This window comes from Pseudoalteromonas sp. (genome assembly GCF_018402495.1).
GTDB lineage: Bacteria > Pseudomonadota > Gammaproteobacteria > Enterobacterales > Alteromonadaceae > Pseudoalteromonas.
Map to the genome: position 1 here is coordinate 44737 of NZ_JAGYIU010000008.1, position 11098 is coordinate 55834.

At 41.8% G+C, this 11098-nt stretch carries 12 protein-coding genes; all 12 read left to right on the forward strand.

All coding sequences use genetic code 11. The features are described from left to right. Window positions 1–2 precede the first annotated feature (2 nt). Window positions 3–788: a ParA family protein gene (locus KG708_RS17315; protein WP_008112117.1), complete on the forward strand. Its 786-nt coding sequence runs from the start codon at window positions 3–5 to the stop codon at window positions 786–788. 20 nt (window positions 789–808) lie between these two features. Continuing rightward, on the forward strand, window positions 809–1735 hold the full coding sequence (locus KG708_RS17320) for a ParB/RepB/Spo0J family partition protein (RefSeq protein ID WP_213611885.1): 927 nt from the start codon (window positions 809–811) through the stop codon (window positions 1733–1735). Between the two features lie 142 nt (window positions 1736–1877). After that, a complete protein-coding gene (locus KG708_RS17325) occupies window positions 1878–2258 on the forward strand; it encodes an ATP synthase subunit I (RefSeq protein WP_213611887.1) in 381 nt (126 codons plus the stop codon). Window positions 2259–2273: 15 nt separating this feature from the next. Further along, complete coding sequence (gene atpB, locus KG708_RS17330) at window positions 2274–3131, forward strand: F0F1 ATP synthase subunit A (RefSeq protein WP_013466266.1); 858 nt, start codon at window positions 2274–2276, stop codon at window positions 3129–3131. Window positions 3132–3184: 53 nt separating this feature from the next. Then, the gene (gene atpE / locus KG708_RS17335; RefSeq protein ID WP_004335261.1) at window positions 3185–3418 is read left to right on the forward strand and encodes a F0F1 ATP synthase subunit C; all 234 of its coding nucleotides are present in this window, start codon (window positions 3185–3187) and stop codon (window positions 3416–3418) included. Between the two features lie 41 nt (window positions 3419–3459). Beyond that, window positions 3460–3930 (forward strand): F0F1 ATP synthase subunit B, encoded by a 471-nt coding sequence (gene atpF / locus KG708_RS17340; protein WP_213611889.1) that lies wholly within the window; start codon window positions 3460–3462, stop codon window positions 3928–3930. A 16-nt stretch (window positions 3931–3946) separates the two neighbouring features. Continuing rightward, on the forward strand, window positions 3947–4480 hold the full coding sequence (gene atpH, locus KG708_RS17345) for a F0F1 ATP synthase subunit delta (RefSeq protein WP_016900009.1): 534 nt from the start codon (window positions 3947–3949) through the stop codon (window positions 4478–4480). A gap of 14 nt (window positions 4481–4494) precedes the next feature. Next, entirely contained in the window at window positions 4495–6036 is a 1542-nt protein-coding gene (atpA, locus tag KG708_RS17350; RefSeq protein WP_013466263.1) for a F0F1 ATP synthase subunit alpha, read from the forward strand. Between the two features lie 59 nt (window positions 6037–6095). Continuing rightward, complete coding sequence (atpG, locus tag KG708_RS17355; protein WP_213611890.1) at window positions 6096–6956, forward strand: F0F1 ATP synthase subunit gamma; 861 nt, start codon at window positions 6096–6098, stop codon at window positions 6954–6956. A gap of 33 nt (window positions 6957–6989) precedes the next feature. Beyond that, window positions 6990–8375, forward strand: a complete 1386-nt coding sequence (atpD, locus tag KG708_RS17360) for a F0F1 ATP synthase subunit beta (RefSeq protein ID WP_213611891.1) — start codon at window positions 6990–6992, stop codon at window positions 8373–8375. Window positions 8376–8388: 13 nt separating this feature from the next. Next, window positions 8389–8811, forward strand: coding sequence for a F0F1 ATP synthase subunit epsilon (locus KG708_RS17365; RefSeq protein ID WP_213611892.1), 423 nt, complete (start codon window positions 8389–8391; stop codon window positions 8809–8811). Window positions 8812–9109: 298 nt separating this feature from the next. Further along, complete coding sequence (gene glmU / locus KG708_RS17370) at window positions 9110–10468, forward strand: bifunctional UDP-N-acetylglucosamine diphosphorylase/glucosamine-1-phosphate N-acetyltransferase GlmU (protein WP_213611893.1); 1359 nt, start codon at window positions 9110–9112, stop codon at window positions 10466–10468. Window positions 10469–11098 lie beyond the last annotated feature (630 nt).

The following is an 11098-nucleotide window of genomic DNA, read 5'->3' on the forward strand; positions in this document are numbered from 1 at the left end:
CTGTGGCAAAAGTCATCGCATTAGCAAATCAAAAAGGCGGAGTAGGTAAAACGACTACTGCCGTTAATCTCGCTGCATCTATGGCTGCAACGAAACGTAAAGTGCTGTTAATAGATCTCGATCCGCAAGGTAATGCGACCATGGGCAGTGGCGTCGACAAATATGGTGACGTCCCTACTATCTATGACTTGCTCATAGAAGATAAGCCTATTGATGAGGTGATTATTAAAGAAACCTCAGGCGAGTATCATATGATTGCTGCAAACGGCGATGTGACCGCTGCAGAAGTTAAATTGATGGAATTATTTGCTCGCGAAGTACGCTTACGCAACGCACTTGAAAAAATTCAGGATCAGTACGAGTTTATTTTTATAGACTGCCCACCTTCTTTAAATATGTTAACCGTTAATGCCATGGCTGCTGCCGATTCTATTTTAGTGCCTATGCAATGTGAATATTATGCACTGGAGGGGTTAACCGCATTAATGGATACGATTACGCAACTTGCTAAGTTAGTTAATCCTAACTTACAGATTGAAGGCATACTTCGTACTATGTACGATCCGCGTAATCGACTAGCAAATGATGTATCAGAACAATTAAAACAACATTTTGGCGATAAAGTATACCGTACGGTGATCCCACGTAATGTTCGACTTGCAGAAGCGCCCAGTTTTGGTGCACCGGCAATGTACTACGATCGAGCATCAAGTGGTGCGAAAGCGTATTTAGCTCTCGCGGGTGAAATGCTACGCAGAAAAGAAAAAACAACTCCCGTTGTCGCCTAACTTTGAGGTAAAAAAATAACATGTCTGCTAAAAAACGAGGTTTAGGCCGAGGACTCGATGCACTTTTAAGTTCATCTAAACCTGCACTAAGCGAAAGCAAGGAACACGACAACGCCAATGTAACAAACGCAGTTGAAAATGCGGCACAGCCTAGCAACAGTGAATTACAAAAACTACCCATCGAGTTTTTACACTCAGGGAAATACCAACCTCGTAAAGACATGTCTGAAGAGGCACTTGAAGAACTCGCCAGTTCAATTCGTTCACAAGGGATAATTCAACCAATCGTTGTGCGCCCAGTTGCGCATAACGGTTATGAAATTATTGCCGGTGAACGTCGTTGGCGCGCTGCTCAAATTGCTAAGCTCGATTTTGTACCGTGTATTATTAAAGATGTACCCGATGAAGCGGCCGTTGCCATTGCCCTAATTGAAAATATTCAGCGTGAAGACTTAAACGCCATGGAAGAAGCGATTGCACTTAATCGCTTGCTTAATGAGTTTGAGTTAACGCATCAACAAGTGGCGGATGCAGTGGGTAAATCACGTACCACCGTGACCAACTTATTACGCTTGAATAATCTTAATAACGATGTAAAGATTTTGTTAGAGCATGGTGACATTGAAATGGGTCACGCACGTTGCTTATTAGCCCTTGAAGGTGAAGCACAATCAGATGCCGCTCGACTTGCTGTTGCTAAAGCATTGACCGTTCGCGAAACTGAAAAGCTAGTACGCTCTATTTTAGAGCCTGTTCCAGCAAAAGAAGTAATAGAAAAAGACCCAGATGTTAAACAGTTAGAGCAACAGCTTGCTGATAATTTAGGGGCAAAAGTAGAAATAAATTACAACAAAAAAGGCAAAGGAAAGTTGGTTATTTCTTATACTAATCTTGACGAGTTAGACGGTATTTTAAACCGTATCAATCAAGACTATTCTCACCATTAATTCATTGGATGTCTAAAAAGAGACATTTATAGCGATTTTGTGTTACAAAGCATCTACTCAAGTTGCAAAACTGGTAGGATTAAGTATAATTTCGCCAGTTTTCGTACCCTGACAATTAGAGCGTCATAAAGGTTAATTAAAAGTGACTAATAAGTTAGCAAGCCCGTATAGGCTTGCCGCATTAAAATTAATTTGCCTTCAGGGATTTGTAGCTCTTTTAGCTGCACTAATAATTTTTATAGGTTGGGAAACCAATGCCGCACTTTCAGCTCTAGCTGGTGGCGCAGTCGCAGTACTTCCTAACTTTGTATTTGCGCTTTATGCATTCAGGTATATGGGTGCAAGTCGTGCAAATCAAGCGTATGCCTCGTTAAAACGCGGCAACGGATTAAAATTTATGCTAACAATCATTTTGTTTGCACTAATGCTAAAGCTTTATCCGGTAGTACTGCTACCTTTCTTTTGTGCTTATGTGTTGGTGTTGTTTACAGGATTGTTTACACCCGTTTTTTTTAAACATTAACTTTTGGGATATAACATGGCTGCAGAAGAAGTTACTCTATCTAGCCATATTCAGCACCACTTAACCAATGCTAAGATGTGCTCGACCGACGCTGGTCTTGCCTTCAATAAAGCATGTACGGATAGTGGTTTCTGGACATGGCATGTAGATACCCTCGCATGGTCTATCGGACTAGGTCTAATATTTTTATGGATCTTCCGTAGTGCCGCAAAAAAATCAACTCTGGGTGTACCTGGAAAATTTCAATGTTTTATTGAAATGGTTGTTGAGTTCGTTGGCGACAACGTACGCGATACCTTCCACGGTAAAAGTAAGCTAATTGCACCATTAGCATTAACAATATTCGTTTGGATATTCTTAATGAACTTAATGGATTTAATCCCAGTTGACTTCCTACCTGCATTTGCTGGCTTTGTTGGCGAAACTGCATTTGGTATGGATTCACACGACGTATATATGAAAATTGTACCAACAACCGATATCAACATGACCGCAGCGCTTGCGCTGGGCGTGTTTATTCTAATGATTGGCTACTCAATAAAAATCAAAGGTATCGGCGGTTTTATTAAAGAACTAACACTTCACCCGTTTAGTTCAAACAATACAGCTATGCAGATTCTTTTAATCCCATTCAACTTATTACTAGAACTTATCGCATTGGTTTCTAAGCCGTTTTCACTGGCACTGCGTTTGTTCGGTAACTTATATGCAGGTGAATTAATTTTCATCCTTATCGGTGCAATAGGTTTAATGCAATTACCGTTGCACTTTGTGTGGGCTGTATTCCATATATTAGTTATTGTATTGCAAGCATTCGTATTCATGATGCTTACAATTGTATACCTAAGCATGGCAAGTTCGGATAATCACTAATTTATAACTTTTAATTTTTACTTTTAATTACAATTGAAACTTTGGAGAAAAAAATGGAACTAGTATTAGGTCTTAAGTACATCGCAGTAGCTTTACTTATCGGCTTTGGTGCAATCGGCACAGCAATCGGCTTTGGTAACATGGGCGGTAAATTCCTTGAAGCATGTGCGCGTCAACCTGAGCTTGCACCATCGCTACAAGTTAAAATGTTTATCCTTGCTGGTCTAATCGATGCTGTAGCAATGATTGGTGTTGGTATCGCGATGGTATTGTTGTTCGTACTTTAATTTTATTTTTTGAACAGCTTACTATTTAAGGAGGAGCGGTTGTGAATTTAAACGCCACTCTAATCGGTGAATTAATTGCGTTTACGGTGTTCGTATTATTTTGTATGAAATACGTATGGCCACCATTAAACGGTGCAATTGAAGCTCGCCAGAAGAAAATCGAAGATGGTTTAGCTGCCTCTGATAGAGCCGAAAAAGACTTAGAACTAGCGCAACAAAAAGCTGCAGAACAGCTTAAAGATGCAAAGGCTCAAGCGGCTGATATCATTGAACAAGCTAAAAAGCGTGCCGTGCTAATTGTTGACGAAGAAACTGTTCGTGGTCAGCAAGAGCGTGAAAAAATTATTGCTCAAGGGCACTCTGAAATTGAATCAGAGCGTAACCGTGTGACAGAAGAGCTACGTAAGAAAGTAGCAACTCTGGCTGTGGTTGGCGCAGAAAGAATTTTAGAGCGCGAAATCAATCAAGCCGCACATAGTGACATCGTTGAAAAACTTGTCGCTGAGCTGTAATTAGGAGGGTATGAGCATGTCTGAATTGACTACTATCGCTCGCCCATACGCTAAAGCGGCTTTTGAACTTGCCGTTGAAAAAGGCACCATTGAAAGTTGGAATGACATGTTGTTTTTTGCTGGCCACGTTGCCAGCAATGAACAGGCATCAACCATTTTAGCTGGATTGCCTACTGCTACTGCACAAGCTGAGTTATTTATTAACTTATGTGGTGAGCAGCTCAACGAACAAGGTCAGAACCTAGTTAAGGTGATGGCTGAAAATGGACGTTTGATTGCACTACCTGAAGTTGCTCATTTATTTTCTGCTTTAAAAGCAGACTATGACAAAGAAATCGATATTGATGTGATTTCGGCAACGCCTCTTGCTGCAGCGCAGCAAGAATCATTGGTAGCGGCACTTGAAAAACGTTTCGCACGCAAAGTTAAGCTGAATTGTAGTGAAGACGCTACAGTTGTTGGCGGTCTTATTATCAAGGCAGGCGACACTGTAATTGACGGCTCTTTACGCGGTAAATTAAATCGCTTAGCCACAACACTACAATCGTAATTGGGAAAAAGAGCATGCAACTTAATTCCACTGAAATTTCAGATCTGATCAAACAACGTATTGAGAAGTTCGAAGTTGTAAGTGAAGCTCGTAACGAAGGTACAATTGTATCTGTTACTGACGGTATCATTCGCATCCACGGTCTAGCTGACTGTATGCAAGGTGAGATGATTGAGCTTCCTGGCAACCGTTATGCTATCGCACTAAACCTTGAGCGCGACTCAATTGGTGCAGTAGTAATGGGTCCTTACGCTGACCTTACAGAAGGCGTAAAAGTATACACAACTGGTCGTATCTTAGAAGTGCCTGTTGGTGCGGGTCTACTTGGTCGTGTTGTAAACACACTAGGTGCTCCTATCGATGGTAAAGGCGCTTTAGATAACGACGGTTTTGAACCTGTAGAAAAAATTGCACCAGGTGTAATCGAGCGTCAATCAGTAGATGAGCCAGTGCAAACTGGTTACAAATCTATCGATGCAATGATTCCAGTTGGTCGTGGTCAGCGTGAGCTTGTTATCGGTGACCGCCAAACAGGTAAAACTGCACTAGCAATCGATGCAATCATCAACCAAAAAGACACAGGCGTTAAGTGTGTGTACGTAGCGGTTGGTCAAAAAGCATCTACTATTGCTAACGTAGTACGTAAATTAGAAGAGCACGGTGCACTTGCAAACACTATCGTAGTTGTAGCATCTGCTTCTGAATCTGCGGCACTTCAGTACTTAGCACCGTTCTCGGGCTGTACTATGGGTGAATACTTCCGTGACCGTGGTGAAAACGCATTAATCGTATATGATGATTTATCTAAGCAAGCTGTTGCTTACCGTCAAATCTCATTGCTACTTAAGCGTCCACCAGGCCGTGAAGCATACCCAGGTGACGTATTCTACCTTCACTCGCGTCTTTTAGAGCGTGCATCACGTGTAAACACTGATTACGTTGAAAAATTCACTAACGGTGAAGTGAAAGGTAAAACAGGTTCATTGACGGCATTGCCTATCATTGAAACTCAAGGCGGCGACGTTTCTGCGTTCGTACCGACAAACGTTATCTCTATCACCGATGGTCAGATCTTCTTAGAAACTGACTTATTCAACTCGGGTATCCGTCCGGCAGTAAATGCTGGTATCTCGGTATCGCGTGTTGGTGGTGCTGCACAAACTAAAATCGTTAAGAAACTAGGTGGCGGTATCCGTCTAGCCCTAGCTCAGTACCGTGAATTAGCTGCGTTCTCGCAGTTCGCGTCTGACCTTGATGATGCTACTCGTGCTCAACTTGAGCATGGTGAGCGTGTAACAGAGCTAATGAAGCAGAAACAGTACGCGCCAATGTCTGTTGCTGAAATGTCTTTGTCGTTATTCGCAGCTGAGAAAGGTTACTTAAAAGACATCGAAATCGCTAAAATCATGGATTTTGAAGCGGCTTTACTTTCTTACGCAAATAGCACATACGCAGAGCTTATGGCTCAAATCAATGAAACTGGTAACTACAACGCCGAGATCGAAGCGCAGCTTAAAGAACTTCTAGAGAAGTTCAAGTCTACGCAAACTTGGTAATTTAGTTATTAATGGTGTGCTTTATATCCTAAAGCACACCTTGATTCGGAGAGAGAGTCATGGCCAGCGGAAAAGAGATTAAAAGCAAGATCGGCAGTATTAAAAATACTCAAAAGATCACTAGCGCAATGGAAATGGTTGCTGCGTCTAAAATGAAAAAGGCGCAAGAACGAGTGGCTTCAAGCCGTCCATACGCTGAAAAATTACGTAAAGTGATTGGTCGTGTTGCTCAAGCAAATCTTGATTTTACCCACCCGTTCTTAGAAGAGCGTGAAGTAAAACGAGTTGGTTATATTGTTATCTCTACTGACCGTGGTCTGTGTGGCGGTTTAAACTCAAATGAGTTTAAAAAAGTTGCATTAGAGATTAAAGCGTGGAAAGAAAAAGGCATAGACGCTGATTTTGCTACTCTAGGTAGTAAAGCAGCTAGCTTTTTTCAACGTTTTGGTGGTCAAGTGCTTGCTAAAAAAGCAGGTCTTGGAGATAAGCCTTCAGTACAGGACGTAATTGGTCCGGTAAAAATAATGCTAGATGCATTCTCTGAAGGTAAAATTGACCGTTTATTCCTGGTATATAACAACTTTGTTAATACCATGAAGCAAGAGCCAATAGTAGATCAGTTACTCCCTTTGCCAAAAGCTGAAGAAGAAGTATCTACACATGCGTGGGATTACTTATATGAACCAAACCCAGAGGCTATTTTAGAGTCTTTGTTAGTACGTTTCATTGAGTCTCAGGTATACCAAGGTGTAGTTGAAAACGCTGCCTCTGAACAGGCTGCCCGCATGGTTGCAATGAAAGCTGCAACTGATAATGCCGGTGACCTTATGGATGAGTTACAGCTTGTATATAACAAAGCTCGCCAAGCAGCAATCACACAAGAAATTAGTGAGATTTGTTCTGGTTCAGCAGCAGTTTAATGCTTCAGGCAAAGATTAACGAGAGGAATAGACATGAGTTTAGGTAAGGTCGTCCAAATTATCGGCGCCGTTGTGGATATCGAATTTCCACAAGACAGCGTGCCAGCCGTATATGACGCGCTAAAAGTAACAGATGGCGATTTAGCTGGTTTGACTTTAGAAGTTCAACAGCAGCTAGGTGGCGGTGTGGTACGTACTATCGCACTAGGTACTACAGACGGTTTACGTCGTGGTGCTGCAGTAGCAAACACAGGCGAAGCAATTCAAGTTCCAGTTGGTACTAAGACCCTAGGTCGTATCATGAACGTACTTGGTGAGCCAATTGATGAAGCAGGTCCAATCGGTGAAGACGAGCGTATGTCTATCCACCGTGCAGCACCTACTTACGAAGAGCAATCAAGCTCAGTTGAACTTTTAGAAACGGGTATCAAGGTAATCGACCTTGTATGTCCATTCGCTAAAGGTGGTAAAGTTGGTTTATTCGGTGGTGCCGGTGTTGGTAAAACCGTAAACATGATGGAACTTATCCGTAACATCGCAATCGAGCACAGCGGCTACTCAGTATTCGCAGGTGTTGGTGAGCGTACACGTGAGGGTAACGATTTCTACCATGAAATGAACGATTCAAACGTACTTGATAAAGTATCGCTTGTATACGGTCAGATGAACGAGCCACCGGGTAACCGTTTACGCGTAGCGTTAACAGGTCTTACTATGGCTGAGAAGTTCCGTGACGAAGGTCGCGATGTACTTTTCTTCGTAGATAACATCTACCGTTACACACTTGCGGGTACAGAAGTATCAGCACTTCTTGGTCGTATGCCATCAGCGGTAGGTTACCAGCCTACACTTGCTGAAGAAATGGGTGTACTTCAAGAGCGTATCGCATCTACTAAGACAGGTTCAATTACTTCAATCCAAGCGGTATACGTACCTGCGGATGATTTAACGGATCCATCGCCAGCAACAACGTTTGCTCACTTAGATGCAACAGTAGTACTTTCACGTGATATCGCATCACTAGGTATCTACCCTGCGGTAGACCCTCTTGATTCATCGTCACGTCAGCTTGATCCATTAGTAATTGGTGAAGAGCACTACGATACAGCGCGTGGCGTTCAAACAGTTCTTCAGCGTTACAAAGAGCTTAAAGACATCATCGCGATTCTAGGTATGGACGAGCTTTCTGACGAAGATAAGCAACTTGTATCTCGTGCACGTAAAATCCAGCGTTTCCTATCTCAGCCATTCTTCGTGGCAGAGGTATTTACAGGTGCGCCAGGTAAATACGTGTCACTTAAAGACACAATTGCAGGCTTCAAAGGTATCTTAAACGGTGAGTTTGATGATATGCCAGAGCAAGCGTTCTACATGGTTGGCTCTATCGAAGAAGCTCAAGAAAAAGCCAAAAGCATGTAATTAGGAGGGTAGTATGGCAGCTATGACTGTACATCTTGATGTAGTAAGTGCTGAAGAGAAATTATTTTCTGGTTTAGTAGAATCTATTCAAGTATCTGGTAGTGAAGGTGAATTAGGTGTTAACGCCGGTCACGCCCCACTACTAACTGCCCTTAAACCTGGTATGGTACGTTTAGTTAAGCAATTTGGTGAAGAAGAACTCATCTATATTGCTGGCGGTACACTAGAAGTTCAACCGAATATAGTGACCGTACTTGCTGATACAGCTGTTCGTGGTGAAGACCTAGACGAAAAAGCTGCAGAGCAAGCTAAGCGTGACGCTGAAGCCCAAATGGCAAAAGGCGCATCTGCTGAGTTTGATTATAACCAAGCAGCAGTGCAATTAGCTGAAGCAATTGCTCAGCTACGTGTTATTCAGCAATTACGTAAAAAGTAAGCCTATCTGGTTTTTTAAAAGCCCACTTTATGTGGGCTTTTTTGTGCCTGATGATAAATCCCGTAGCTATTTGTAAATAAATTAATCATTACGGCTAATATCTCTTCATTATTACTTATATCCACGCAAGATCCTCGTTACAATAGCCCTATTCTATTAGGTGTTACTTTGCTTAAGTTAAGATTCAGTAGTCATTGCTTAGCCTACTGAGTATTTGCACATGATGTGACTTACGTAATCTACTATGCAGCACACTTATTCTATCAAGCTAAAACGACGGAAAAAGGAAATTGTTTTAATGGTTCTAACAACAGTAATTCTTGCAGCGGGTAAAGGTACTCGTATGCGCTCTGCTCTTCCTAAGGTACTGCATAAAGTGGCAGGTAAACCTATGGTGCAACACGTTATCGATAATGCCAATGCGCTAGGTGCAACCTCTACTAACCTCGTTTATGGTCATGGCGGCGAGCTATTACAACAACAATTAGCCGATAATAACGTAAATTGGGTACTGCAAGCTGAGCAGCTAGGTACAGGCCACGCAGTGGCACAAGCAAACCCTCATATTGACGACGACGATACCGTACTGGTTTTATACGGTGATGTACCTTTAACAAAGCAATCAACCCTTGAACGTTTATTAGCAGCGACACCTAAAAATGGCTTAGCCGTATTAACCGTTAATTTAGCAAACCCAAATGGTTATGGGCGTATGCTACGTCTTGATGGCAAGCTAGTGGGTATTGTTGAACAAAAAGATGCAAGCGCAGAGCAGTTACTTATTAACGAAGTAAACACCGGCATTATGGCGGTAAATGGTAAGCTTTTAAAAACATGGTTAGGTAACTTGTCTAACAATAATGCTCAAGGCGAATACTACCTCACAGATATAGTTGCTATGGCGCACAGTGAAGGCGTAGAAATTACATCAGCTCAGCCAGATCATCCAATGGAGGTTGAAGGTGCAAATAACCGCGTACAACTTGCAGGATTAGAGCGTGCTTACCAAGCATGGCAAGCAGAAGAGTTGATGTTAAATGGGGCTACTCTTGCCGACCCTGCTCGCATTGATGTGCGTGGTAACGTTAAAACAGGTGAAGATGTCCTCATCGATATCAACGTTATTTTTGAAGGTACAGTAACCTTAGGCAATAACGTACAAATTGGCCCTAACTGCGTACTTAAAAACTGTAGCATCGGCGATAATGTTGTTATTAAAGCTAATACACTTATTGAAGATGCTACTGTTGCTGCAAAGTGTACCCTAGGTCCATACGCCCGCCTTCGCCCAGGTGCAATAATGGAAGAAGACTCGCACATTGGTAACTTTGTCGAGATGAAAAAAACCCGCTTAGGCAAAGGCTCTAAAGCCAATCACTTAAGTTATTTAGGTGATGCTGAAATTGGCGAAAAAGTAAATATTGGTGCTGGGACTATTACCTGTAACTACGATGGCGTGAATAAAACCAAAACTATTATTGGCGATAATGCCTTTATTGGCTCTAACTCATCACTGGTTGCTCCTGTAAATATTGGTGCAACCGCTACCGTTGGCGCGGGCTCTGTTATTACCAATACCGTTGAAGATGAACAACTTGCCATCGCACGTTCCAAACAGCGCAACTTAACTGGTTGGAAGCGCCCAGTTAAAAAATAGTAATGACCATTACTTATTAAATATTTAAAGCGAGTTATTTAACTCGCTTTTACTTTTATTCCTCTTAATAGTTATGTCTTGCTGAGTGCTTTTTAATCAAAAACACCTCTGCAACCCTTTGTTTGTATGGTTATTGTACTAAATTGAAATTAATTTAATAAAACTGAAATAAAGCATTGACCCTCTCCAGAATATCCCTATAATGCGCATCCACTGACCCGGGACGCAGCAATGAAAATCGCTAAACAAACGGTAAGTGAGTCGAGTAAAACTTAACTTTTAAATCTTTTAAAAGAAACTAAAAGTTAAGTGTTGACAAAAAAATAGGAAAGCGTAATATGCGCAGCCCTAGCGAGATAAAGTTTAACGCTTTAATCGCAGCCGGATAACCGGTATAGCTCTTTAACAATATAAAGCAATCATCTGTGTGGGCACTCGTACAGATTGAGTTCTAACAGCAGATTCTAGTTCGCTAGATGACGCACACAAATTTAGAGTCTCAATGTGATTTCTCGAAAGAGAAGCTGAGTGACCAACAGCAATAAATTTATTTATTGCAGCACAGTAAATTCGTTTTTGGTAACAAAAACAAATAATTCAGAATTCATTGAGCAGTCTCATCTCTTAATC

Bases quoted from the DNA above. Each gene is read 5' to 3' on its own strand.
- KG708_RS17320 (WP_213611885.1), top strand. From the start codon at position 809: ATGTCTGCTAAAAAACGAGGTTTAGGCCGAGGACTCGATGCACTTTTA.
- atpH (WP_016900009.1), top strand. From the start codon at position 3,947: ATGTCTGAATTGACTACTATCGCTCGCCCATACGCTAAAGCGGCTTTT.
- KG708_RS17365 (WP_213611892.1), top strand. From the start codon at position 8,389: ATGGCAGCTATGACTGTACATCTTGATGTAGTAAGTGCTGAAGAGAAA.
- atpE (WP_004335261.1), top strand. From the start codon at position 3,185: ATGGAACTAGTATTAGGTCTTAAGTACATCGCAGTAGCTTTACTTATC.
- atpB (WP_013466266.1), top strand. From the start codon at position 2,274: ATGGCTGCAGAAGAAGTTACTCTATCTAGCCATATTCAGCACCACTTA.
- glmU (WP_213611893.1), top strand. From the start codon at position 9,110: ATGGTTCTAACAACAGTAATTCTTGCAGCGGGTAAAGGTACTCGTATG.
- atpD (WP_213611891.1), top strand. From the start codon at position 6,990: ATGAGTTTAGGTAAGGTCGTCCAAATTATCGGCGCCGTTGTGGATATC.
- atpG (WP_213611890.1), top strand. From the start codon at position 6,096: ATGGCCAGCGGAAAAGAGATTAAAAGCAAGATCGGCAGTATTAAAAAT.
- atpA (WP_013466263.1), top strand. From the start codon at position 4,495: ATGCAACTTAATTCCACTGAAATTTCAGATCTGATCAAACAACGTATT.